This window comes from Gordonia westfalica (assembly GCF_900105725.1).
GTDB lineage: Bacteria > Actinomycetota > Actinomycetes > Mycobacteriales > Mycobacteriaceae > Gordonia > Gordonia westfalica.
In genome coordinates, this window is sequence record NZ_FNLM01000034.1 from 1498049 (window position 1) to 1522477 (window position 24429).

The 24429-nt window shown below is 66.7% G+C and carries 25 protein-coding genes, 1 tRNA gene and 1 pseudogene; 15 read left to right on the top strand and 12 right to left on the bottom strand.

Features of this window, described 5'->3' with window-relative positions:
* Positions 1-28: 28 nt before the first annotated feature.
* Entirely contained in the window at positions 29-1264 is a 1236-nt protein-coding gene (locus BLU62_RS12300) for a serine hydrolase domain-containing protein (protein WP_074849868.1), read from the bottom strand.
* An 81-nt stretch (positions 1265-1345) separates the two neighbouring features.
* On the bottom strand, positions 1346-1828 hold the full coding sequence (locus BLU62_RS12305; RefSeq protein WP_084811786.1) for a winged helix-turn-helix transcriptional regulator: 483 nt from the start codon (positions 1826-1828) through the stop codon (positions 1346-1348).
* Positions 1829-1996: 168 nt separating this feature from the next.
* On the opposite strand from BLU62_RS12305, the gene ygiD reads away from it, so the two are divergent.
* Entirely contained in the window at positions 1997-2836 is an 840-nt protein-coding gene (gene ygiD, locus BLU62_RS12310) for a 4,5-DOPA-extradiol-dioxygenase (RefSeq protein WP_483099065.1), read from the top strand.
* On the opposite strand, the pseudogene BLU62_RS12315 reads toward ygiD, so the two are convergent.
* The 4 genes and pseudogenes from BLU62_RS12315 to aqpZ all read right to left on the bottom strand — a co-directional run bounded on the left by BLU62_RS12315 (position 2820) and on the right by aqpZ (position 6376).
* Positions 2820-3313 (bottom strand): annotated as a pseudogene (locus tag BLU62_RS12315) (SRPBCC family protein). The gene ygiD and the pseudogene BLU62_RS12315 sit on opposite strands and share 17 nt — an antisense overlap.
* Before the next feature lie 3 nt (positions 3314-3316).
* The gene (locus tag BLU62_RS12320; RefSeq protein WP_074849870.1) at positions 3317-3691 is read right to left on the bottom strand and encodes an ArsR/SmtB family transcription factor; all 375 of its coding nucleotides are present in this window, start codon (positions 3689-3691) and stop codon (positions 3317-3319) included.
* 175 nt (positions 3692-3866) lie between these two features.
* The gene (locus tag BLU62_RS12325; protein ID WP_074849871.1) at positions 3867-5531 is read right to left on the bottom strand and encodes an ABC-F family ATP-binding cassette domain-containing protein; all 1665 of its coding nucleotides are present in this window, start codon (positions 5529-5531) and stop codon (positions 3867-3869) included.
* A gap of 41 nt (positions 5532-5572) precedes the next feature.
* Entirely contained in the window at positions 5573-6376 is an 804-nt protein-coding gene (gene aqpZ / locus BLU62_RS12330; protein ID WP_074849872.1) for an aquaporin Z, read from the bottom strand.
* Positions 6377-6806: 430 nt separating this feature from the next.
* Here aqpZ and BLU62_RS12335 point away from each other — a divergent pair, with 430 nt between their 5' ends.
* The 4 genes from BLU62_RS12335 to BLU62_RS12350 all read left to right on the top strand — a co-directional run bounded on the left by BLU62_RS12335 (position 6807) and on the right by BLU62_RS12350 (position 9403).
* Positions 6807-7763, top strand: coding sequence for a hypothetical protein (locus tag BLU62_RS12335; RefSeq protein WP_074849873.1), 957 nt, complete (start codon positions 6807-6809; stop codon positions 7761-7763).
* A 133-nt stretch (positions 7764-7896) separates the two neighbouring features.
* Positions 7897-8370, top strand: a complete 474-nt coding sequence (locus BLU62_RS12340) for a flavin reductase family protein (RefSeq protein WP_074852867.1) — start codon at positions 7897-7899, stop codon at positions 8368-8370.
* Positions 8367-9107 carry a pyrimidine reductase family protein gene (locus BLU62_RS12345; RefSeq protein ID WP_074849874.1) on the top strand — a complete coding sequence of 247 codons (741 nt, stop codon included), beginning with the start codon at positions 8367-8369 and terminating at the stop codon, positions 9105-9107. The genes BLU62_RS12340 and BLU62_RS12345 overlap by 4 nt, the downstream gene beginning before the upstream one ends.
* Positions 9108-9169: 62 nt before the next feature.
* Positions 9170-9403: a hypothetical protein gene (locus BLU62_RS12350; protein WP_074849875.1), complete on the top strand. Its 234-nt coding sequence runs from the start codon at positions 9170-9172 to the stop codon at positions 9401-9403.
* 70 nt (positions 9404-9473) lie between these two features.
* On the opposite strand, the gene BLU62_RS12355 is transcribed toward BLU62_RS12350, so the two are convergent.
* Entirely contained in the window at positions 9474-11339 is a 1866-nt protein-coding gene (locus tag BLU62_RS12355) for a multicopper oxidase family protein (RefSeq protein WP_084811787.1), read from the bottom strand.
* A 178-nt stretch (positions 11340-11517) separates the two neighbouring features.
* Between BLU62_RS12355 and BLU62_RS12360 the strand changes: the two genes are divergently transcribed.
* Together BLU62_RS12360 and BLU62_RS12365 are read left to right on the top strand one after the other, a co-directional pair.
* The gene (locus BLU62_RS12360; protein WP_074849877.1) at positions 11518-12126 is read left to right on the top strand and encodes a TetR/AcrR family transcriptional regulator; all 609 of its coding nucleotides are present in this window, start codon (positions 11518-11520) and stop codon (positions 12124-12126) included.
* A 64-nt stretch (positions 12127-12190) separates the two neighbouring features.
* Positions 12191-12664, top strand: coding sequence for a hypothetical protein (locus BLU62_RS12365; protein WP_074849878.1), 474 nt, complete (start codon positions 12191-12193; stop codon positions 12662-12664).
* Between the two features lie 93 nt (positions 12665-12757).
* Here the strand turns inward: BLU62_RS12365 and BLU62_RS12370 are convergent, their stop codons facing one another.
* Positions 12758-13171 (bottom strand): NUDIX hydrolase, encoded by a 414-nt coding sequence (locus BLU62_RS12370; protein WP_074849879.1) that lies wholly within the window; start codon positions 13169-13171, stop codon positions 12758-12760.
* 131 nt (positions 13172-13302) lie between these two features.
* On the opposite strand from BLU62_RS12370, the gene BLU62_RS12375 reads away from it, so the two are divergent.
* The 5 genes from BLU62_RS12375 (at position 13303) to BLU62_RS35105 (ending at position 16599) form a co-directional block, all read left to right on the top strand.
* The gene (locus BLU62_RS12375; RefSeq protein WP_074849880.1) at positions 13303-14361 is read left to right on the top strand and encodes an N-acetylmuramoyl-L-alanine amidase; all 1059 of its coding nucleotides are present in this window, start codon (positions 13303-13305) and stop codon (positions 14359-14361) included.
* Positions 14362-14466: 105 nt separating this feature from the next.
* Entirely contained in the window at positions 14467-15255 is a 789-nt protein-coding gene (locus BLU62_RS12380; RefSeq protein ID WP_074849881.1) for a DUF6159 family protein, read from the top strand.
* A gap of 251 nt (positions 15256-15506) precedes the next feature.
* The gene (locus BLU62_RS12385; protein ID WP_074849882.1) at positions 15507-16037 is read left to right on the top strand and encodes a helix-turn-helix domain-containing protein; all 531 of its coding nucleotides are present in this window, start codon (positions 15507-15509) and stop codon (positions 16035-16037) included.
* Positions 16037-16474: a PIN domain-containing protein gene (locus tag BLU62_RS34925; protein ID WP_084811788.1), complete on the top strand. Its 438-nt coding sequence runs from the start codon at positions 16037-16039 to the stop codon at positions 16472-16474. Before BLU62_RS12385 ends, BLU62_RS34925 begins: the two co-directional genes overlap by 1 nt.
* Positions 16429-16599, top strand: coding sequence for a VapC50 family PIN domain-containing toxin (locus BLU62_RS35105; protein ID WP_483099063.1), 171 nt, complete (start codon positions 16429-16431; stop codon positions 16597-16599). The genes BLU62_RS34925 and BLU62_RS35105 overlap by 46 nt, the downstream gene beginning before the upstream one ends.
* Positions 16600-16910: 311 nt before the next feature.
* Here the strand turns inward: BLU62_RS35105 and BLU62_RS12395 are convergent.
* Positions 16911-16983, bottom strand: a tRNA-Ala gene (locus BLU62_RS12395).
* A gap of 114 nt (positions 16984-17097) precedes the next feature.
* Positions 17098-17841, bottom strand: a complete 744-nt coding sequence (locus BLU62_RS12400; RefSeq protein ID WP_074849883.1) for a DsbA family protein — start codon at positions 17839-17841, stop codon at positions 17098-17100.
* A gap of 163 nt (positions 17842-18004) precedes the next feature.
* On the opposite strand from BLU62_RS12400, the gene BLU62_RS12405 reads away from it, so the two are divergent.
* On the top strand, positions 18005-18703 hold the full coding sequence (locus BLU62_RS12405) for a VIT1/CCC1 transporter family protein (RefSeq protein ID WP_074852868.1): 699 nt from the start codon (positions 18005-18007) through the stop codon (positions 18701-18703).
* Here BLU62_RS12405 and pgm read toward each other — a convergent pair whose 3' ends face one another.
* Positions 18704-20347: a phosphoglucomutase (alpha-D-glucose-1,6-bisphosphate-dependent) gene (gene pgm / locus BLU62_RS12410; RefSeq protein ID WP_074849884.1), complete on the bottom strand. Its 1644-nt coding sequence runs from the start codon at positions 20345-20347 to the stop codon at positions 18704-18706.
* Positions 20348-20467: 120 nt separating this feature from the next.
* Here pgm and BLU62_RS12415 point away from each other — a divergent pair, with 120 nt between their 5' ends.
* Entirely contained in the window at positions 20468-21154 is a 687-nt protein-coding gene (locus tag BLU62_RS12415; RefSeq protein WP_244278150.1) for an alpha/beta fold hydrolase, read from the top strand.
* Positions 21155-21243: 89 nt separating this feature from the next.
* Here the strand turns inward: BLU62_RS12415 and BLU62_RS12420 are convergent, their stop codons facing one another.
* A complete protein-coding gene (locus BLU62_RS12420; protein WP_074849885.1) occupies positions 21244-23028 on the bottom strand; it encodes a long-chain-acyl-CoA synthetase in 1785 nt (594 codons plus the stop codon).
* A 141-nt stretch (positions 23029-23169) separates the two neighbouring features.
* On the opposite strand from BLU62_RS12420, the gene BLU62_RS12425 reads away from it, so the two are divergent.
* Positions 23170-24399 (top strand): CaiB/BaiF CoA transferase family protein, encoded by a 1230-nt coding sequence (locus BLU62_RS12425; RefSeq protein ID WP_074849886.1) that lies wholly within the window; start codon positions 23170-23172, stop codon positions 24397-24399.
* Positions 24400-24429: the final 30 nt, after the last annotated feature.

Here is a 24429-nt window from a genome sequence, read left to right on the forward strand (position 1 = left end):
CCACCCTAGGCACAGCGCCGATCGCACCCTAATCCCGCGGGATCGGCGGCGCGTGATCGGGCGCCATCAGCGCGCCGATCCGGGCGAAGATCGGATTGCCGCTGTTGTCGTAGGCACCGGCGGGGCCGAACGCCTCCGCCTTGTAGGTCACCGCGACCGCGATGGAGACCTTCTCCCCGGGTAGATAGCCGACCACCGCCGCATAGCCGTTGAACAGCGGGTTCTGGACGATCCAGTCGCCGGTGAGGACCACACCCATCCCGTAGGTGTAGCGCTCGCTCATCTCCACACAGGTCGTACATCCGGGCAACGGCCGGGCGACCCCGCGGAGCCGGGTCGACGTCATCGTCTCGTAGGACTCCTTCGACAGCGTCTCGCCGGCGAAGAGCTTGCGTCCGGTGGCCTCGACGTCGTAGATGTTCGAGGTCTGGATGGCGCCGTGGGTGATGCTCCACGACGGGTTCCAGCCGGTGGTCTCCTCGTAGAACGGTGTGGCCGGCGGCAGATTCAGGATTCCGCGGCGTTCGGGGGAGTATGCGTGCAGGGCCGGCTCGGGGATGGTCGCGGTCAGGTTCGAGACGGTGTTCCTCAGACCAAGCGGCTCCGAGATCCGTTCGCGCAATAGTTCTTCGACGGGTTTGCCGGTGATCTTCTCCAGCGCCAGCCCGAGGATGACGTAGTTGGTGTGGGCGTAGTTCCAGTTGGTCCCTGGCTTGTACAGCAGGGGCTTGTCCACCGCGTAGGACAGCATCTCGTCGGTGGTCCACGCCTTGAAGGGGTCGGTGAGCTCCACCGTCTCGAAGGCGTCGTTGCCGAGCACGTAGTCCTGATAGCCGGAGGTCATCGTCGCCAGCTGGCCGAGCGTGACCTCGCCGGAGTGCGGGATCTCCGGAACCCACTTGCCGATCATGTCGTCGAGGGCCACCGTCCCCTCGTCGACGAGTTGCAGGAGAACCGCGGCGACGTAGGCGATTGCGACGGAGCCGTTGCGGAAGCTCATGTCGGCGGTGGCCGGGATTCCGGTCTGGGATTCGCCGAACGCCTTGGTGATGACCTCGTCGCCGTCCTCGGTCACCCGGACGATCACGGACTTGAGGTACTTGGACGCCATCAGATCCTCGACGATCTTCTCGATCGCCGCGGCTTTCTGCGGGTCCGAGGAGGCTTTCGAAGTCGAGGAGTCAGAGGACGATCCGGACGTCCCGCAGGCCGCGAGCACGGCGACCATCAGTAGTGCGACCACTGCCGACCAGCGCTTTGCCATGACCCCAGCACCTGGCACCGGCCGCCGTCGTGCACCCCCAACCGCTTCGAATGGCACATATCCGACGCGAGCCACCTGCGGTCAACTGCTTCGCCCGCCCGCGCCTTCGTAGCGCTTCCTCATCTGCGGGCCCGCTGCGGGTCCCGCCGTGTACACATACCCGGGCCCGTCGACTCGTTCACCGGTGTCGGCATCGACGACAACCGGTTCGATCTCGCGACGCGTGTGTTCGTCGACGAGGATCATCGATCGTTCCGCGGGCGCCAGTTGGGCATTGCGCCAGGCCGCCATCACGACGAGCACCGGACGAAGCGACCGGCCGAGCCCGGTGAGCACGTACTCGTGGCGGACGGGATGCTCCTGATACTGACGACGTACCAGGATGCCGCCCTCCACAAGGGTTTTCAGCCTGCTGGTCAGCATGCTCGACGACAGTCCGATGTTCGCCCGGAAGTCGTCGAATCTCGCGCGCCGGCCGGAGAGGCCTCGGTGACCGCTCGGCTCGAGGGCGATTTCCCCGGCGGACTGGTGGACCTCGACTACCGGTTCGATTTCGACGAACAATGACGACTCACCCGTCTGGTCATCGAACCCACCCGTTCCTGAGCCGGCGCCTCCCGACCGACACCGCGGCCGGGTCGCCGGCGCGCGAGGGCCCGCGCGGCGTAGCGTCGTCGGTGACCCGACCCAGCGCACCCCGAGGCGGCCAGCATGACCACTTCCCAGCCGACGATGCCGGCCGCGTTCATCGGACACGGCAACCCGATGAACGCGCTGGAGCGCAACCGCTACACCGAGGCGTGGCGCGCTCTCGGCCGGGCGGTGCCGAAGCCGCGGGCGATCCTGGTGATCTCGGCGCACTGGTACACCAACGCGACGGCGGTGACCGCCATGCCGCGTCCCCGCACCATCCACGACTTCTACGGGTTCCCGCAGGATCTGTTCGACGTGCAGTACCCGGCGCCGGGCGATCCGGAGGTCGCCGAGATGGTCTCCGACGTCGTCAAACCCACCTGGTGCGGCCACGACCTGGACAGCTGGGGAATCGATCACGGCACCTGGTCGGTGCTGGTTCACACTTTCCCGGACGCGTCGATCCCGGTACTGCAGTTGTCGCTCAACGCATTCAAGGACCACGAGCACCACTACGAACTCGGCCGGAAACTCGCTCCGCTGCGCGACCAGGGCGTGCTGATCATCGGCAGCGGCAACATCGTGCACAATCTACGGGCCGTGGATTTCAACAAGGCCGACAGTGGATACGACTGGGCCCACCGGTTCGACGACGCCGCTCGTGAAGTGCTGCAGGACAACCCCTCCGACATCCTGAGCCTCGACGATCATCCGGACTTCGACAAGTCGGTACCGACACCCGACCACTACCTGCCGATGCTCTACATCGCGGGCCTCGCCCAGGAGTCACCGCTGGACCTGCTCGTCGACGGGCATGCCGCCGGATCGATCTCGATGGCCGCGTACACCCACGGCCTCGACCTGAACGCCGGACAGCTCAGCGACGCACCGGCCGCCGAACTGCCCGCGGGTTTCCCGGCGCTCAACTCCAACCTGTGACCAGGAACTCGTCGATCTGGTTGATCGCGCCGGAAGCACCTTCGATGACGCCCATGTCGAGCACCTTCTGAAGCGCCTCGGCGGAGTCGTACGTGCTGATGTACGTGGCGACCGTCTTGTCGCCCTTCTCGACGAACGTGTACGAGTTGCGGGACTCCGGCATGTCGGTGATCGGGTTGAGGTCCGCGTCGGCGAATCCGTCGAGGAAGGTGAATCCGCGCGGCTCGTCGACCGTCTCCACTTTCCAATAGCCGCCGAACTTCTCGCCTTCGGGGCCGGTCATGTAGTAGGTGACCTTTCCGCCCGGCTTGAGTTCGTGTTCGACGACGGTCGCGGGATAGGTCGGCGGACCCCAGATCTTCTCGAGTTGGCGCGGATCGGCGTAGATCTGCCAGACGCGTTCGACGGGGGGGCGAATTCGGCGTTGATGGTGATCGTGCGGGCGTCGAGGTCCGGGGTCACATCGATGACGGGCATGGGTCATTCCTCCGATGGTGTTGCAGTTGATGGTGTTTCGAGCGTGAGCAGATCGTCGATGCGCGCGATACGGCCACGCCACACCTGTTCGAGTTCGGTGAGCATCGACGCCACCGATCGCACCGCGGCGACATCGCCACTGGCCAGTTGCTCGCGGCCCTGACGACGCTTGGTCAGCAGGCCCGCCTTCTCCAGTACGGCGACGTGCTTCTGCACTGCCGCGAAGCTCATGTCGTATTTCGCGGCGAGTACCGAGACCGAATGTTCACCGGCGAGCACACGTCTCAGGATGTCGCGACGGGTGCGATCGGACAGCGCGTGGAACAGGGCGTCGGCCCTGTCCTCCTCGTCTGGCGATTCACCAGTGGTTCCGGCCACACCTCCAACATACAACCGATTGGTTGTATGTCAATGCCCACGCCGACATCCGGCCCGGCACCACACCCGCAACAGGCGGACGTCGTTCCGGCAGCCAGACTTCGATCGAAGTCTGGCTGCCGAGTTGAAGTCGGCCGGTCAGACGCCGATCTCGGCGAGAACCAGGTCCGACGCGTCACTGCTCGGTGACGTGACCACCCTCGACGTGCCAGTGCCGGTCGACGCGCACATTCGCGAGCATCCGACGGTCGTGGGTGACCAGAAGCAGGGCACCGTCGTACGAGTCGAGCGCCGATTCCAGCTGTTCGATCGCGGGGAGATCCAGGTGGTTGGTCGGCTCGTCGAGCACGAGGACGTTGACACCGCGGGCCTGCAGCAACGCCAGTCCGGCGCGCGTGCGCTCCCCCGGTGAGAGTTCGCCGACCGCGCGGTCGACGTGGTCGGCGCGGAGGCCGAACTTGGCGAGAAGCGTCCGGACGTCCGCCGTGGTGTGATCGGGGACGAGTTCGGCGAAGCGGTCGGCCAGCGGCGTCGTCCCGGTGAACAGTCCACGCGCCTGGTCGATCTCACCTATCGCGACGTTGGCACCGAGTTGTGCGGTGCCCGAATCGGGTTCGAGGTGCCCGAGGAGCAACCGCAGCAGCGTCGACTTGCCCGCGCCGTTGGGTCCGGTGATGCCGATGCGCTCGCCGGCGTTCACCTGGACCGAGACGGGGCCCATCACGAAATCGCCTTGGCGCACAACGGCGTTGTTCAGAGTCGAGACGACCGAGCTGGATCGGGGTGCCGAACCGATGGTGAACTCGAGGACCCACTCCTTGCGCGGTTCGGCGACCTCGTCCAGGCGCGCGATCCGGCTCTCCATCTGCCGGACCTTCTGCGCCTGCTTCTCACTGGATTCGGTTGCGGCGCGGCGTCGGATCTTGTCGTTGTCGGGGGCCTTGCGCATCGCGTTGCGCACACCCTGACTCGACCATTCCCGTTGTGTTCGGGCCCGGGCCACCAGATCGGCCTTCTTGGCGGCGAACTCCTCGTACTCCTCGCGTTTGTGCCGGCGCGCCACCTCCCGCTCCTCGAGGTAACTCTCGTAACCGCCGCCGAAGACCGTGTTGGTGTGCTGGGCCAGATCGAGTTCGAGAACACGGGTGACACTGCGCGCGAGGAACTCTCGATCGTGGCTCACGAGCACGACGCCGCCCCGCAGGCCCGCCACGACCTCCTCCAGGCGCGCAATGCCGTCGAGGTCGAGATCGTTGGTCGGCTCGTCGAGCAGCACGATGTCGAACCGGGAACACAGCAGCGCCGCGAGGCCGACGCGCGCCGCCTGCCCGCCGGAGAGGGCGGTCATCGGGGTGCTGTCGGGATCGATGACGTCCGTGGCGAGCCCGAGGTCGGCCAGCACCGCCGGCAGACGTTCGTCGAGGTCGGCGGCACCGGTGGTCAGCCAATGGTCGAGGGCCGCCGCGTAGACGTCCGCGGGGTCGTCGGCACCGGCCGGAGCGGACTCGTCCGCGAGAGCCGCCGCGGCGGCGTCCATCGCCTGGGTGGCGGCCGTGCACCCGGTACGACGCCCGACGTACTCGCGGACCGTCTCACCCGGAATCCGCTCGTGCTCCTGCGGCAACCAGCCCACGAAGGCGTCGGCCGGCGCACGTGACACCGATCCCGCCAGCGGTGCGAGGTCGCCCGCGAGGACGCGCAACAGTGTCGTCTTGCCTGCCCCGTTCGCACCGACCACCCCGACCACGTCGCCGGGAGCGACAGTGAGGTCGAGGTGATCGAACAGGACGCGATGGGCGTACCCGCCTGCGACGTCCTTGGCGACGAGAGTTGCGGTCATCGGTCAATGGTCGCACCACCGATGAGACCGCCCGTGCCCGGTCAGTCCCGGGTCGGCCCCCGGGTCGGCGCGGGGGCCGGTTCGTCGGCGGGCGCCTTGCCCAGCGCGAACCTGCCGTTGCCGAACATCAGCGGATACAGGATGCCGCCGATGAGCCCGCCCAGCAGCGGGGCGAGCCAGAACAACCACAGCTGGCCGGGGGCGCCGTTGCCGTTGAAGAACGCGACCGCCGTCGAACGCGCCGGGTTGACCGAGGTGTTGCTGATCGGGATCGAGATCAGGTGGATCAGTGTCAGCGTCAGGCCGATGGCCAGCGGCCCGAAGCCCGCCGGCGCGCGACCATCGGTGGCGCCGAGCACCACGAGCAGGAAGAACGCGGTGAGGACCACCTCGGCGATGAGGACCGCGAGCAGGGTGTAGTTGTTCGGCGAATGGTCGCCGTAGCCGTTGGCCGCCATGTTGCCCGTCGCCTCGAAGCCGGGCTTCCCGCTGGCGATCACGTACAGGAGGGTGCCGGCGAGCAGGCCGCCGACGACCTGGGCGACCCAGTAGCCCGGCAGATCCTTGACCGGCAGGCGACCGCTGACCACCGCGCCGAGGGTGATCGCCGGGTTGAAGTGGGCGCCCGACACATGTCCGACCGCGTACGCCATCGTGACGACCGTGAGACCGAACGCCAGCGCGACGCCGAGCAACCCGATGCCCAACTGGATCAGGGTGTCTCTGTCATCGCCGGCGCTCGCGACGTATTTGGCCGCGAAGATCGCGCTGCCGCAACCGCCGAAGACCAACCAGAACGTGCCGAACAACTCGGCCAGCAACCGGCGTGGAGTACTTGCTGTCATGAGACCGTCTCCTCTGCCCGGCTCGTCGACGACAGGCACGGCAGCGCCGAGCCGGCATGTCCCCGCCACCGTGTCCCGAGTGGAACGCAGTCACCCACGCGGTGTCTGCCGGTTTACGAATCTCATGCCCGAAATTGACGTCGGCGTGTCCTTTCAGCGCGGTGAGGACGCGACGACGCCCCTCCGAACGCTCCCGAAATGCTCATTCGACCGCATGAAAAACGACATTCCGCACGTTCGGCAAATGACCGGTGGGCGCGATGATTCCGGCGACACCCACCCCTCTTGACCTGCGAAGACATTCAAATGAATGCTGCCGGAAGGGCAATTTCCAACGACCTCTCGGGCGTATTCGTGCGCGGTACTCTCCCTCCAGTCGATGACCGGCACGGTCAGATCTCGCGTGATCCGCTTAGAGAAGGAGCCAATCGTGGGTAGTCCCTACGACCCCAATCAGCCCACCCGGCTCGGCCCGCCGGACGGCCAGCAGCCCGCCCCCGGCCAGCAGCCGTACGGGCAACAGCCCTACGGTCAGCAGCCGTATCCGCAGCAGCCCTATCAGCAGCAGCCCTACGGTCAACAGCCGTACGGGCAGCAGCCCCAGGGCGCCCAGCCTTATGGCCAACAGCCGTACGGACAGCAGCCGCCTCCTCCCCCGGCGTCGTCCGGCGGCGGAAAGAAGTGGTGGTTCATCGGTGGCGGTGGACTCCTGCTCGTGCTGATCGTCGTCGTGGCGGTCGTCCTCGCGTTCACGCTCGGTGGCGGTGACAGCAGTTCCGACGAGCCGAAGGTGCCGACCGCGTCGGCTCAGGCACTGGTCCTGCCCGAGTCCGCGTTCCCGGACATCACCGGCGAGTTCACACTGGACACCGAGCAGTCCGGCGACGACGGCACGACCGTCGACAACGAGAAGTGCGACAAGCTCGTGAACACGCCGGACACGAATGCCGACTACACCGAACGCGAGCTCACCGAGACGCCGGAGTCGAGCGAGGTCTTCTTCGGCCTGGATTCGTACAACGCGGACGTGACCAAGCCGGCCAACGGTAGCTACGACGACTTCGAGGACATCCTCGACGCGTGCTCGACGTTCACCCTGAACCTCGAAGAGGACGGCGAGACCATCCCGGTGAAGCTCAAGCTGGACAAGCAGACCCTGCCCATCGACGGCGACTACAAGGCCTTCCGCATGGTCGGCGAGTTCGACGTCGAGGGCATCGAGATCCACATGGTCGGGACCCTGGCGGTCGGCGAGGAACGCGGTGTCGCGTTCTCCGTGGGCCACAGCACCTTCAGCGACTCCCCGCCGTCGGTCAGCTCGGAGGTCAACAGCAACCTCGCCGAGATGTTCACCGCGCAGCGTCAGCAGATCAAGGACGCCGCCTAGTTCCGACGCTCCGCAGGATCGCCTCCCATCTCGCCGGGGATTGAGAACGACGCCGGCCGGGTATCGCCTAGCACGACAATGTCTCCCGCGAGTGGAAGAGGTGGGTGTGGCCGGCACGGACGCGTTCGACAAGATGGTCGCGATCATCGATTACCCGGTGTTCGTGGTCACCGCCGTCGCCGAAGGGCGACGGTCCGGATGTCTCGTCGGGTTCGCCACCCAGACGAGCATCGATCCCCGACGCTTCCTGATCGGGATCTCGCAGGCGAACCACACGCACGGCGTCGCGACCTCCGCCGAGTACCTCGCGGTTCATCTGATACCGGCCGATCAGAAGGAGCTCGCCGAACTGTTCGGCGGGCAGACCGGCGACGAGATCGACAAGTTCGAACACTGTCGGTGGTCCGAGGGACCGTACGGGTTGCCGATCCTCGAGGATTCGGAGAGGTGGTTCGCCGCACGGGTACTCGAGCGCATCGATGTCGGGGACCACACGGCGCACATCGTCGAACCGGTCGACGGCGCGGTCTCGGACGACGACCCGTCACGCGACTCGTGGGCCGGGTTCGCAGATACCCTCCACATCGAGCCGGGACACGACGCATGAGCGACACGACCGGCCGGGAGCACGGTCCGGACTTCGATGCGCCGACCTTCGCCGAACACCTCTACGCCGATTTCCCTGAGGGACTCCGCACCAACATGGTGATGAGCATCGACGGTTCGGTGAGCTTCCGGGGCCGGGTCGGCCCGTTGTCCTCACCGGCCGACCGTGCTCTCTTCCACGCTCTTCGGGCGCTGTCCGACGTCGTGCTCGTCGGCGCGGCCACCGCGCGGGTCGAAAAGTACGGTCCCCCAGCCCTTTCCCCCGAGCTGACCGAATTGCGGTCACGCACCCGCGGCTCGGGAACCTCGGACATCCCACGCCTGGCGATCGTCTCGCTGTCCTGTTCGCTGCCCGAGAAGTCGCTCGACGTACCGCCCGGACAACGTCCGATCGTCATCACCTCCGCGCGTGCCGACACCTCCGCAGTGGGCGACCGGGCGGAGGTGATCGCCGTGGGCGACGAGACCATCGACCTTCCCGCCGCGATCGACGAACTGCGCGCCCGGGGGCTACACCGCATCAATTGCGAGGGCGGTCCGAGCCTGCTCGACAAACTCACCGAAGCCGACCTCGTCGACGAGTTCTGCGTGACGATGGCTCCTCAGGTGACCGCCGAGGGCAACCCGGTCACCGACCCTGCCGCCGCTGTCCTGAGTCCGCTCGACACCCCGCGTCGATTCCGGCTCAAACACGCCGTCCCCCACGGCGACGACGTCTTCCTGCGCTACGTGAGGTGACATCACGTCCTCGTGGCGGCCATATCGGTATCCGTGTCGGGGCCACCGTTAGGCTTTCGACCATGAGTAAGAAGAAGAGCTGGAAAGAGCTATCCCCCACCGCAAAAGCCACCATCGTGACGGTCGCCGCCGTCGACGCGGGCACGAGGGTCTGGGCCCTGCGGGATCTGGCCGGACGGCGTCCCGAGGAGATCAACGGCCCCAAGCGCGCCTGGGTGATCGGCCTGTCGTTCGGTTCGACCGCCGGCATCGCACCGGCGATCTACCTGCTGTGGGGCCGCAAGCGCCGGGGATGACGTCACCGGGAGGCGCCGTCGAGCGTTCCGCGGAACGTTCGACGGCGCGCCTGCGTGCGGCTGTCCCCGGTCAGGGCACCACGCGGTAGCGCAGCATCATGTCGTGATCCTCGTGGTCGAGGATGTGGCAGTGCCAGACATATCCCTGGAGATCCTTGGTGACCATGCCGTGAACCGGTGTGGCTCCGGCGTGGTGGTGCCCCGGCGACATCGGCGATGCCACCCCGTGGCCACCTGACGGCCGGGTCCACGACTTCGTCGGGTCGGAGGAGAAGACCGCGTCCGGATCGAAGCCGAGTTCGTCGGCGGTCGGGAACCGAACGACGATCGACGTCACGTGCCCGCCGGTCGCGTGCACGGTGTCTTTCCAGCCGGCCTCCCACGCCGCCGGACCGCGCATCGGACCGGCATAGAAGCGGCTCGGGTCCGGCGCCCAGCGGGTGCCGATCGGCGGCTGCGGATTCGCCGCCTGATACTCGACGGTGCGAAGTGGCCGTCGTCCGAGGATGCGGAACATGACCAGATGCAGGTGGACCGGATGCGGGTCCGGGGTGATGTTGATGATGTCCCAGCGTTCGGTGGTGCCCGCCCGCGGCTTCTCTATCTGGGGGTCGGAGTAGCGCAGGTTGTTCAACGACATGATGGCCGGGGGAACACGCAGTTCGTAGGGCTGGGAGACGCTGACCCGCCGGACGCGTTGCGGTTCGGCGATCGGCGGGATCAGGGCGGGCCGTCCCCTACCGCCCCGCAGCGTCGTGGGGACGCCTCGTCGGTCGCCGCGCGCGGCGCCGGCGATGAACCGGCAGAACCGCGTCATGGCCACCTCGCCGAGCATCAGAGCCTGGAACGGCGGCACCATGTCGTTGCACAGATCGACGGTCTCGCCGGGTGCCAGTGAGCTGAAATCGACCAGCAGGTCAAAGCGTTCGCCCGGCGCGGCCTCGAACGAGCGGGTCGCGACCGGCGCGCTGAGCAGTCCGCCCTCGTTGCCGATCACCCAGAAGCGCATGCGGTTCGAGAAGAACAGGCGCCACACCGAGAACGACGCCGCATTGATCAGACGGAACCTGTACAGCCCGCGATCGACGGCCGTCCTCGGCCACACCTTGCCGTTGACGAGTCCGCGGTCGCCGACCGCCCCGCCCTCCCACATGCCCTGCGGGACAACCGGTGTCGAGCGTAGCGACTGGTGACCGTCGTCGCGGAAGATCTTCTCCTGCAAGATCAGCGGGATCTCGTACTCACCGGCCGGGAGTCCGAGCGGATTGTCCGGCCTGCCGGTGTCGTGATCGTCGCGCAGGAAGTACATCCCCGCCAGGCCCGCATAGACGTTGGCACGCGTGATGGCCATCGCGTGATCGTGATACCAGAGATGGCCTGCCTCTTGACGATTCGGGAACTCGAAGAGCGACGTGCCATGGTGCGGCAGCATCAGCCGTTCCGGGTTGCCGTCGAACTGCGGTGGGGTCACGCCGCCGTGCAGGTGCATGGAGGTGACCGGTGTGTCCCGATAGCGTTCGGACACCCCGTGCAAGGAGGTGTCCAGATCGGCCGCGAAGATGTGCTTGCCGAGTTCGCTGCGATAGTGCACGGTCGTCTGCTCGCCGACGTGCGCCTCGATGGTCGGCCCCAGGTACGACTCATCGTTGTACGCCATCGTCGGAACCTTCGGCTGGTCGCGGTGGAACCTACTGCTCGTGGTCCGCGCGACGATGTCGATCGGTTGTGTGGGCGACGAGGTGATGGTGCTCGGGATCGGGAGGTCGTCGACGTACGGGGCCATCTCCGGCGAATGGAAGATGGTCGGCAGCTTGATGGGCGGCGACTTCAGGGGCGGCACCGGGTCCGCGCCCGCCGACGGGGTGCCGAGACGGCCCGCCATCGCGGCCGACGCGGTGGCGGCGGTTGTCCCCCACAGAAATTGCCGACGATTCATCCTCTGCCCCACGCGATCCCCTTACCCCGACGGACTTGAAACCGACGAACCATACCATCGGTATGGTCGTTGTCGACACCGCCCTGCGCGCCGCCTCGAATGTCGGATCGTCGCTGGTCGTCGTGGTGTACTCGATCACGAGCATCATCCGCGCCGACCGGAGAGGATCGCCCAGCAGATGACCGAGTCCCGTCGGAGCCCACGCCTGCGCGCCACCGACTGGGTGGACGCCGCTTTCACCTTGCTCACCTCCGAAGGTGAGCACGGGGTCACGATCGCCCGGTTGTGCACGACGCTGACAGTCACCAAGGGCAGCTTCTACTGGCACTTCAGAGACCTCGACGCCTTGTGGGAAGCGATGGCCGTGCGCTGGCAGGAGATGAACCGTCGACGCGTCGCCGACCTGGACAAGCTCGCCGAGATGCCACCCGATGCCCGCCTGATCGCTTTGTCGACGATGCTCATCGGCGAAGATCACCTGACGGTCGAACGCGCCATCCGGAACCGGGCACGCAGCAACGACAACGTCGCCGACACGGTGCGCAACATCGACGCCGAGATCTTCGGGGCGGTCGAGAGCATCTTGGGAGAATTCGAGATGAGCCCGGGTCAGGCCCGTCTGTTGTCCGGCGTCCTGGTGTACGCCGGAATCGGCTACATCCACGGACACGAAGGCCTACCGACCATTTCCCCGGACGACATACAGCGCGCTCTACCCGGATTGTTGTCCTTGCCCCTGGCCGGACCGTTCGACGATCCGGAACCGCCTACGCCGGACCTCCACTGACGCGTGCGACCCACCGGTGTCGTCCGTTCGATGGTGGGAGCGCCCGGCGACTAACGTCTGCGCCATGCAACCAGACCGCAGCCGACAGGTCACCTGGGTTCTCGCCGGGATCGCGGTGCTCCTCGTGGCGGTGTTAGCCGTACTCGCCGCCTACACATTCACCCGGGGCCGCGGCGACAGCGCCGACGCTGCTCCGGTCACCGTGACGGTCACGAGTACGCCGGCCCAGGCGCCGGCTCCTGCACCGGCCCCACCACCGGTGAACACACAACCGGCGCCGACGGGATCGACGCCCTCGGAGGGCGGCTTCTGCTACGAATCAGAAGCGCGGTCGTTCGGCACCGCGGCCGGCGGAACGAGCCTCGTGTGCAACTACATGGGCGCGGATGGAGGCTTCAGATGGGTTCGCCACGCGGACAACGACGGGTCCGTCCACAACCTCGGCGAACCCTGCGACCCAGCCGTCGACAAGGTGGCACAGGACCCATCCGGCAAGGCGATCATGTGCGGCGGCCAGTTATGGGTCGACGGCCCCTGAGTGCCAGGAGAAGCGCTACCTCGAACCACAAGCGCCAGTTGCGAATAGCGCTCCTACTTAGGAAATGGCGACTCTTCGTTCGCGTATGCGCCCTCAGATCAGTTCGGGCAGTACACATTCGGTCAGCGGCGCGAGATCCGGCGGCAACGCCGAACCGTCGAGCGGTTGCCAACGCAATTCGGCGATCTCGGCCGCGGGGCTCAACGTGTCCGCATCCCGATCCAGCGGCGTCGAGCAGACGAAGACGGCCGCCTCGACGTCGAATCCGTCCTCGTTGGCGGCGACGGCCCGGTAATCGCCGCGCGGCTGCAACTGGGAGGGGTCGAGCTCGAGCTGCAGTTCCTCCCGGCACTCCCTGATCGCCGTCTGCAGCGCACTCTCGCCGGGTTCGGGCTTGCCTCCGGGAAACATGAATCGGGAGGTGCCGCGCTTGCGCACGGTCAGGACAGCACCGGCGGTATCCCGCAGGACCACCGCACTCACGCGGATGACAGCTGAATCGACCACAGAGTCACCTTATGTCGGCACCCGCAGGCGGCGGACCCCGGCCGACGACGGCGTAGGCGTAGGCTCGAAACGGCGTCGAAACTCATTGAAGGGCTGGACTTTCGGAGCAGAACGCAGAGGAGGCAACCACCGTGACATGGACCGGCGACCCGATCTGGCTGGCCGACGTGCTGCGCGCAGAGGGCCTCACCGTGATCGAACACGCCGGTTGGCTCGGCCGCGGCCACGGCGACTTCCGCGACCTGCGCGGGGTGATGTGCCATCACACCGCGGGCGGCGGCCCCAACGACTGGCGGATCGTGCAGAACGGGCGGCCCGGCCTACCCGGACCACTCGCACAACTCGTCCTCGAACGCGACGGCACATATCGCGTGATCGCTGCCGGGGTTGCCTGGCACGCCGGCGCCGGCTCCTATCCGGGCTGGCCGACCGACAACGCCAACTGGCATGTCATCGGGATCGAGGGAGTGAACGACGGGGTCGGTCAGGCCTGGCCGGCGGTCCAGATGGATGCCTACCGGCGTGGCTGTGCGGCGATCCTCCGCCGGATCGGCCGCCCCGCCTCGGATTGTGTCGGGCACAAGGAGTGGTCGTCGGAGGGCAAGATCGACCCGAACTTCGGCATGGCGTCGTTCCGCGCGGAGGTCGCCCGCCTCATCGCCGCGGGCCCACCGGCGCCGGTGGAGAACGAGATCGACGCCGAGGCCGAAGTCGCCCGTGCCTGGATCGGGAACCGGATCACGCCCGGTGAACTGGTCACCGCGGACGGCATCGGACGCTACGCCCGGTTTGCGAACGGCTCGGTCTACTGGCACCCCTACGTCAGAAACGGCGATGCGACGGCCGTTCCGGCACACCTGATGGAGACCTACGCGCGGTACGGCCACGAATCCGGGTTCCTCGGCTACCCGACCCTGCGCCACACCGTGGTGCCCGGCGTCGGCGACATCCAGGCCTTCGAAGGCGGCACCCTGTATCGCCGCTACGGCCACGACGGGTTCCCGGTGCGCGGCGTCATCGGCACGCGCTGGGCGGCGGAAGGCTACGAAACCGGGCCGTTGGGCTGGCCGATCTCCGACGAATACGACAACGGCACCGGCGGTCTCGCACAGGACTTCCAGAACGGGCGACTGCAGTGGGACCCGTCCGGAGTGGTGAAGGAGATCAATCGCCGCAGCGATGACCGTTGATCACCTAACGCGCCCGTCGGTGAGCCGATATGCCCGATTTGACCGAAACGGTTGTTACTGTGCTCGAGGCCATAACTCCGGCCATCGGCTACCGAAAGGAACGGCGTGGCATCCTCCTGGGAGATCCTGAAGGCATCGGCGCGAATCTTGCGATCCCGCAAGGAACTGGCGATGTTTCCGGTGCTGTCCGGTTGCACCCTGGGCATCCTCGCCATCGCGTTGGCCATTGTGATCGTCAGCATTCCGGGACTGCAGGACTCCACCGCAGCGCTGGTCATCGTGGTGGCGGCCTCCTACTTCATAGGGGCGTACGTACTCACCTTCTGGCAGGCCGCGCTCATCTCACAGGCCGACGCCACACTCGACGGCGGCGACCCGAGCGTCGGCGGCGGTATCGCTCGGGCGACGCAGGCCGGAGTGCGCCTGGCCCCGTGGGCAGCGGTTGTCGCGACCGTGTCGTTCCTGCTGAACGTCGCCGAACGTCGCCTGCCGGTACTCAACGTCGTATTCGACCTGGCCTGGAACGTGACCTCCTTCCAGGTCTTGCCGATGATGGTTCTCGAGGGCGAGTCCGTGCCCGGTGCCGTGCGGCGCGCCAAAGAAGCGTTCCGGGCGGTCTGGGGCCGCAACATCATCGGTGTCGCGAGCACCGGGCTGATCTCGCTTGTGCCGGCCGTGCCCGGTGCGGTCCTGATCTGGTTGGCGCTCACCAAACTCGACGGCGCGATGATCGTCGTCGTGGCGCTCATCGGGGTTCTGTTCATCGCCGCGGGCGCCGTCATCGCATCCGCACTAAAGGGCATCTACCAGATCGTGCTGCACCACTACCTGGTCGACCGTCGGATGCCTGAGGCATTCGGCGGGGTTGACGGGAACCAGTTGGTTCGTACCTAGCTGTTCTGAACTGGCGAGCTGTCGCTCCGCCCGGCAGGGCAGCAACGATGTCCGAAATGAAAACACCCTTTCCGTAGGATCGGAAAGGGTGTTTTCTTGTGGAGCTAAGGGGAACGACGACGAACACCGCCCCGTTCGGCTACGACCGACTTGACCCGGCGTGGCCCGGTGGCGACGCGGGGTAGCCGTGGACAATCCACAGCCCACCAGAGGGAATTGCGTTTATTTCGATTAGTCGGCAAACTGGCTACATGAGCACCCCCACGGCACCCCGCAGAAAAGGAACATTCTTTCCTCCGACAGACGCCACCAACCTCGACGCCCTCATGGACCTTTCGAAGTTCCTCGACCACCACGACGAGCCAGCTGCGCTCCTCGGTCCCGACGGGGAGCAAATCCCCCTCCCGCTAGAGGTCTACAGCACGCTGACACAGATCGTGGAAGCAATGCGCGCTCACCGTGCAGTCGTTGTCGCTCCGGTCGATCAGAAGCTCTCGACGCAGGAGGCTGCGGACTATCTAGGCATCAGCCGCCCCACGCTTATCAAACTGCTGGAGAGCGGGAAGATCCCGTACGAGACCGTCGACGGCAGCCGTCACAGGCGTGTAGAGCTGGGCGACCTGCTCGACTATCAGTCACAGCGGACCGTGGAACGTCGCAGGGCGCTGCAAGCACTTGTGGCCGGCGCTGAAGAAAGTGGCTTGTACGACGTGCCGGCCGAGGACTACCACGAGGCCATACGCACCGCTCGCCACGAGATCGCCGAGGAGAGAAAGGGGTAATGGCGGGGTTTCGCGTGGTGCTCGACGCGTGCGTTCTGGTGCCGATCAACAGAGTTGATCCACTCCTCACATTCGCCGAGCAACGGGCGTACTTTCCGCTGTGGAGCGACCGGATCATGGACGAGACGGTGCGCGGTATCCACCGGGCGACGAAGGGCCGTGTCTCCGAGGAGCGGGCTCGAACACGGGTCGACGCCATGAATAATGCCTTCGAAGACGCCTGCGTGGAGGGCTGGGAGCCACTAGAAGCTGCGATCGCGGGGATGCCCGACCCTGATGACCGCCACGTTGTAGCAGCCGCCGTGAGAGGCCACGCGACAACATCAAACACTTCCCGAAGTCCCTCCTGGAGCCACTGGGGCTCCACACGCGCAGCTGTGACCGGTTCCTCTTGGACCTACTCCACCGCAACCCTGCACGGGCGGTGGCCTGCGTAGCCCAGACTGCCGACAAGCGCAGACACCCGCCAGTTACTACCGAGCTGTTCCTTGAAGCGCTCTCCGCTTCTGGCGCAAAGAGTTTCGTCCGAGAGATCACGCCATACTTCGAGTCAGGGAGCTGAACAGACGAGACCCCATAGCCTCACGGGGTATTCGTGTTTCAGCTATGGCTGAGGCGCTGGCGTTGGACACCGGGTGGGACGAAGACGAGCTCGTCGCCACGCGTGAGGATGGCACCCCCATCTCGCCGGAGCGGTGGTGCGACGGCCACTCATCAGACATCACGGCCGTCTACCCTTCGCCACCGCATGACTGTGAGGCTGCGGGACGAATGACGGCCTACTCGGACCCCGTCGCCGACTGCCCTCCACGGCCCGACCACAAGACAACGACAGAACCCTTCCGACGCGGTCGGAAGGGTTCTGTCGTGGAGTGGAGCTAAGGGGACTCGAACCCCTGACCCCCACACTGCCAGTGTGGTGCGCTACCAGCTGCGCCATAGCCCCGTATTTTTTTGTTCCGCCCTGTTCAAGGGCACTGTGAAAGTTACACCACTGCGTCGACGGCGACCAAATCCGCAGGAACCGGACCCTTCGGCGGGCCCGGTTCCTGCCGGATCGCTACTTGTTGGCCAGGATGTCGTCGAGCCAGCCGGTGCCGTCGAGCAGCCCTTCGACGGGCTTGCCGTCATGCAGGACGCTCGGGGTGCCCACCTGACCGGCGGCCTTCTTCAGTTCTTCGCTCGACTTCGTGGCGTTGGCCTCCGCCTGCGCCACCTTCTCGTTGTCGGTGATGCACTTCGCGGTCGCCGGGGTCGCGCCCTGAGTGGTCGCGAGGCGCGCGAGTTCGGCGCTGGTGATGTTGCCCGTGCCGTCCTCGGCCGGCTGGGCACCGAACAGCGCGCTGTGGAACCGGAGGAACAGGTCGGTGTTCTGCTCCTGCGCCACGCAGGTCAGCGCGCCGGCGGCCCGCGAGCTGTAGTCGCCGGTCGCCGATCTCGAGTTCAGGAAGTTGAGCGTGTGATAGCGCACCCGCAGCTTGCCCTCGGTGACCGCGGCGGTGATCGCGGGACCGGACTGCTGCTCGAAGAGCTTGCACACCGGGCACAGCGGATCTTCGAAGAGATCGATCAGCGGCGCGTTCTCCGGTCCGACGATCATCGTCGAACTGGCGGCGAGCGCGGACTGGTCCGCGGTTCCCTTGTCACGTCCACTCCACCAGATGCCGCCGATGACCAGACCCGCGATCACCAGGACCGCGATTCCTCCGAGGACGTAGGTCATCGTGCTCGACGGCGCGCTCGGCTGATACTTCGACGTGGTGGAGCGGGGCACGGAGGCTCCCGACTTACGCTTATCGCTCACCTGAACGACAATATCCGCGCCGCACTGATAAACGGCTGAGTAGGTGCACCGAAAGAGCGGCGAATACGTGCCGCTCTCATCACCGGCGTGGTGCGCTTGCCCAGCGACTCGGCAGGTAGGTGGTTACGCTCCCCGGGTGACCAACAGCGAGGTCGAGGCGGAGATGGATCCCATCAACCACGAGCATCCGAACGTTTCGGGCGGTCGGGTCCGGGCTGCGACGTTCGGTGCAATGGACGGGCTGGTCACCAACATCAGCCTCGTCGCCGGTGTCGGAGGTGCCGGCGCCGATGCGCACACCATCGTGCTGACCGGTGTAGCCGGCCTCATCGCCGGTGCGTTCTCGATGGCTCTCGGCGAGTTCACCTCGGTGTCGACGCAGAACGAGCAGCTCGACGCCGAGGTCGAGGTCGAACGCAGCGAGATCGAGAAGAACCCGCGCGCCGAGCTCCGGGAACTCGTCGAGATGCTCACCGACATGGGCATGAGCGAGGAGACGGCGACCACCGCGGCGCACGAGATCCATCAGGACCCCGACGGCGCGGTCGACGTCCACATCACCCAGGAACTCGGCGTCGCCCCGTCGGACAAGCCGTCACCGTGGGTGGCGGCGGTCTCGTCGTTCGTGATGTTCGGGATCGGCGGCATCGTGCCGCTGATCCCCTACCTGCTCGGTTTCTCCTCGCTGATCCTCGGGTTGTCGGTGGGTGCCGTCGGACTGCTCGTCGCCGGCGGTGTCGCCGCCTACGTCACCCGCCATCCCATCGCGCGGGGCGCGCTGCGTCAGCTCTGCTTCGGCGTGATCGCCGCCGGCGCCACCTACCTGGTGGGCCTGGCGATCGGTGTCCCCGCGGGCGGCTGATCAGCTCCCGAGCGCGGCGTCGACCACCTGCTGCGCCTCCTTCTGGACCTGCGCAAGATGCTCGGGGCCCTTGAAGGATTCGGCGTAGATCTTGTAGACGTCCTCGGTTCCCGACGGCCGCGCGGCGAACCACGCGCTCTCGGTGGTGACCTTCAGACCGCCGATGGCCGCCCCGTTTCCGGGTGCGGTGGTCATGATCGCGGAGATCGGTTCACCGGCGAGTTCGGTGGCCTTCACCTGCTCGGGCGAGAGCTTCGACAGCACCGCCTTCTGCTCCCGCGAGGCCGGTGCGTCGATGCGGGCGTAGGAGGTCTCCCCGTACTCTTCGGCGAGTTCGGCGTACCGCTGCGACGGCGTCTTGCCGGTGACGGCCAGGATCTCGGAGGCGAGCAGCGCCATGATGATGCCGTCCTTGTCCGTCGACCACGGGGTGCCGTCGAACATCAGGAACGACGCCCCGGCACTCTCCTCGCCGCCGAAGGCGACGCGCCCGGAGAGCAGCCCGTCGACGAACCACTTGAATCCGACCGGCACCTCCAGGAGGGGCCGCCCGATCCCGGTGACCACCCGGTCGATCAGTGACGACGACACCAGTGTCTTGCCGACCGCGGCCTGCGCCGACCACTGCGGACGATGCGTGAACAAGTAGTCGATGGCGACCGCGAGGTAGTGGTTCGGGTTCATCAGACCGGCGTCGGGCGTGACGATCCCGTGGCGGTCGGAGTCGGCGTCGTTGCCGGTCGCGATGTCGAAGGAATCACGTGCCGAGATGAGCGACGCCATGGCGTTCGCCGAGGAGCAGTCCATCCGGATCTTGCCGTCGGTGTCGAGCGTCATGAAGGAGAACGTCGGGTCGACGGTCGGATTGACGACGGTGAGGTGTTCGAGGTTGTAGCGCAGCCCGAGTCGGGCCCAGTACCCGACCGACGCCCCACCGAGCGGGTCGGCACCGATGTGGATCCCGGCGTCGCAGATGGCCTTCATGTCGACGACCTCGCCGAGGCCTTCGATGTAGCCGAGCAGGAACGAGTAGTCCTGGACATACTCGCTCGCCCGGGCGCGCTCGAACGGGATCCGCTTGACCCCGTCGAGTTTCGCAGCGAGCAGGTCGTTCGCGCGGGCGGCGATCACCGAGGTGATGGCGGTGTCGGCCGGGCCACCGGTCGGCGGGTTGTACTTGAATCCGCCGTCCCGTGGCGGGTTGTGCGACGGCGTCACCACGATGCCGTCGGAGAGCACGCCGGGGTTCTCCTTGTTGAACGTCAGGATGGCGCGGCTGACCGCGGGAGTCGGGGTGAACGAGTCGTCCTCGGCGGTCAACACCGACACCTCGTTCGCGGCGAGAACCTCGAGCGCGGTCCGCCAGGCCGGAATCGACAAAGCGTGGGTATCGAAACCGATGAACAGGGGTCCGGTGATTCCGGCGCCGCGCCGGTATTCGACGATCGCCTGGGTCGTCGCGAGAATATGCGCTTCGTTGAATGCGGTGTCGAAACTCGAACCCCGATGACCAGAGGTCCCGAACACCACCTGCTGCAACGGGTCCGACGGATCGGGGACGTTCTCGTGATAGGCACGCTCGAGTGCCTCCACATCGACGAGGTCTTCGGGCAGGGCCAATGTTCCAGCTCGGGAATGCGCCATATTTGCGATTCTGCCACTCTACGCGGAATCCGCCTGCCCGACGATGCTGATTAGCGAGACTCACGAGACCGGTCCATATTCCGCCCGGAATCGAATCGCTAGGGTGAAACGATCGTCGACGTGCCGTTGGAGGCCAACCAGACCATGAAGAACCCCGGTCGACCCGGCCTGTTTCGGCCCGCCCCGCTCTCCCCCGGCATGTTCGCCCGGCGCGACTCGGCCGGCCTCATCGTCCTGGTGCTGCCCGGTGGCACCGACGACAGCCGCAAGCCGTTCTCCGCGTGGCAGGGGTCGGCACTGCGCATGTATCCGTTCACGTGGTCGCTGAGGCTCCGCTACGGACGGTCGGTGCGTGTGCACCAGGTGCGGTACCGCGTCTACGGGTGGAACGGCGAGGACAACAGCCCGATGCTGCCCGCGCGCGCCGCGCTCGACGAGATGTGCCGCCGCCACCCGGGCGCCCCGGTGGTGGCGATCGGGCATTCGATGGGCGGCCGCGTCGCCGCACAACTCGCCGCCGACCGTCGGGTGATCGGCGTCCTCGCCCTCGCCCCGTGGTGGCAGCACGCCGACTGGCGGCACATCCAGCCCGGCGCCCGCGTGGTGGCGGTCCACGGCGACGCCGACGAGAGAACCTTCGCCAAGCGCACCCGCAAGGGCATCGACGAGTTGTCGGCCCAGGGCGTCGACGCCGAGTACATCAACGTTCCCGATGGGGATCACGCGATGCTCGACCACGTCGGGCTGTGGCAACGCAGCGCTCTCGACTTCGTCGGTGAGCGCCTGTCCGCGCTGCGTCGGGCCTGACAACGCACAAACCCACCCCCTTTCGCCACACCCAGCACCCCGGAGGGTGGAGGATCTGGCGATCAGTGGTGGGTTTGCGCGGCTCCGGATCAGGCCGGGCGCTTGGCCCCGGACAGTTCGCTCACGTACTCCGGGTAGAACTCGACGTAGGTGTCACCGGAGAGCACGAACATCGGGTCCTCACCGGTCTCGGAGTAGGCCTGCTTCCGTAGTTCGGTGCGCATGTTCTTGAAGGTCGACGTGTGTTCGAGCTGGGGCACGAGCCGCACGAACAGCGGCACCGCGTAGCTCGGCAGTCCGTCGCGGACGTGCGCGGCGAACCCCGCGGCGTCGAACTCCTGACCGTCCCGGAGGCTCACGGCCGCCATGCCGGCCTTGCCGTCGACGCCGGGCACCGGCACGCCGAACACGACGGCCTCTTCGACGGAGTCGTGGGCATCGAGGACGGCCTCGACCTCGGTCGTGGCGACGTTCTCACCCTTCCAGCGGAAGGTGTCACCGATGCGGTCGACGAATCCGATGTGGTTGAAGCCCTGGTCGCGGACGACGTCACCGCTGTTGAACCACCGGTCGCCCTTCTTGCGCGCGTCGCGGACGATCTTCTTCTCGGTGGCCTTGGGATCGGTGTACCCGTCGAAGGGGACGCGCGAGTTGATCTGCGCGAGAAGCAGTCCCGTACCGCCCCTGCCGACCTTCTTGACCCGCCCGTCGGGTCCGCGCAGCGGCTCGCCGGTCTCCTCGTCGTATTCGACGACGATGTACGGCAGCGGCGAGAAGCCGGCCGTCTTCGACAGGCCGAAGACGTTGACGAAGCCGATGTTGGCCTCGCTGGCCGCATACAGCTCGACGATGCGGTCGATGCCGAAGCGCCCGGTGAAGTCGTCCCAGATATCGGGGCGGAGTCCGTTGCCGACGGCGAGCCGCACGCGGTGTGCGCGATCGGTCGGCTTCGGCGGCTGCGCAAGGAGATACCGGCACAGCTCGCCGATGTAGCTGAAGGCGGTGGCGTCGTTCTCGATGAGTTCGTCGAAGAACCGCGACGCCGAGAACTGCTTGCCGATCGCCAGGCACGCACCGGAGGCGAGCACCGACGACAGCGAGATCGTGAGTGCGTTGTTGTGATAGAAGGGCAGCGCCGTGTACATCACGTCGTCACCGCGAAGGCGGATACCGAGGCCGCCGATGCCGTTCATCGCCACCAGCCAGCGGTAGTGACTCAGCTTGCTGGCCTTGGGATATCCGGTGGTACCGGAGGTGAAGATCAGGATCGCGGTCGATCCGACCTCGACGGACTCGGTGGCCTTCGGATTGACCGGCGAGCACGGAGCGACCAGCGACGGCAGCTTCTCGAAGGTGAATTCCTTTGCCGGACGGGCACTCTGCGGCACCGAGTCGAGGGCCTCGACCAGATCCTCCTGGTAGAGAACGACCTTGGCGTCGATCAGACCGAGGCTGTGCTCGAGCACCGCGCCGCGCTGATGGAAGTTGATCATGCCGCAGATCGCGCCGATCTTGACGATGCCCAGCATGGCGATCACGACGTCGGGGTGATTCTTCGACAGCACCGCCACGACGTCGCCCTTGCCGACGCCTTCGCGGGTCAGGAAGTCGGCGAGGCGGTTGGCCCGGGCGTTGGCCTCGCGGTAGGTGATCGACGAGCCCTCGAAGCGCAGGAAGTCGCGGTCCGGGTACTTGTCGACGGACTGCTGGAAGCGCTTGCCGATCGACATCTTGGTCGTCGGCGGTTTGGGCAGCATCTCCGGCAGCACACGCAGAACGGTCCCGATGTCCTTGCGCAGCGATGCGACCCCCGACGCCATGTCGGCGAGACGGATGTCGGGCAAGAGCCCGGTCCCCGGTGCGTGATCAACCATTCAAAGCCTCCCCAGTATGTGTTCGACGACACACACCATAGCGAGAGTTCCACGACAATGAAACGTGAGGAGCAATTCGTTTCAACCCGCACCGGCCCCGTGCCTTGGTCGGAGCAGCTGTGACCCGCCACACTGTTGTCCATGACCGACAACACCGCAGCGCCGGCAGTCCCGCCCGGCCCGCTGGAAGGCGTGACCGTGCTCGAGTTGGGCACCCTCATCGCGGGTCCGCATGCCGCTCGGCTCCTGGGCGACATGGGCGCCGACGTCATCAAGATCGAGCCGCCGGGTAAACCCGACCCGATCCGCACCTGGGGTCAGGCCGAGGTCGACGGGCATCGCTTCTACTGGACGGTCCACGGTCGCAACAAGAAGGCGATCACCCTCGACCTCCGCTCCGACCGCGGCCGCGAGCTGTTCCTCGGCCTCGCCGACCGGGCGGACGTCATCGTCGAGAACTTCCGGCCCGGGACCCTCGAGCGTCTCGGCATCGGCCCGGACGTGCTCGCCGAGCGCAACCCGGGCATCATCGTCGTGCGGGTGTCCGGCTACGGCCAGACCGGACCCGATTCGACGCGCGCCGGCTATGCCTCGGTCGCCGAAGCAGCAAGCGGCCTGCGGTATCTCAACGGTTACCCGGGGCAATTGCCTCCGCGACTGGCACTTTCGCTCGGCGACACCCTCGCCGGCATGTTCGCCGCACAGGGCGCACTCGCTGCCCTGTATCGCCGCTCGGTGACCGGCAAGGGCCAGGTCGTCGACACCTCGCTCATCGAATCCTGTGTCGCCGTTCAGGAATCGGCGATCGCCGACTACGACGCCGGCGGCGTGGTGCGCGGGCCGTCGGGTACGCGTCTCGACGGGATCGCGCCGTCGAACCTCTACCCCACCAGCGAGGGCACGCATGTGATCATCGCGGCCAACCAGGACTCGGTGTTCGCGCGCCTCTGTCAGGCGATGGGTCAGCCAGAGCTCGCGACCGACGAGCGGTTCGCCGACCACGCGGCCCGCGGCCGCAACCAGGACGAGCTGGATGCGCTGATCGGCGAATGGTCGTCGCAGTACTCCCCCGACAAACTCACCGAGGTGCTGAGCGCCGCGGGCGTCGTGGTGGGACCGGTCAACACGGTCGCCGAAGTGGTCGCCGACCCACACCTGCAGGCACGCGGCATGATCGCCGAACACTACGACGAGCGAGCACAGCGCACCGTCCTCGGACCCGGCGTCGTCCCCCAGTTCAGCGAGACGCCCGGCGGCATCCGCAACGCCGGCCCGCCCGCGCCGGGGTGCGACAACGAGACCGTCTACGGCGAGTTGCTGGGGCTGTCGGCCGACGTGGTGGCCGAGCTGCGGGCCTCGGGCGTCATCTGACCGGCCCCTGAAATCCGCCCCTGGAAAGCG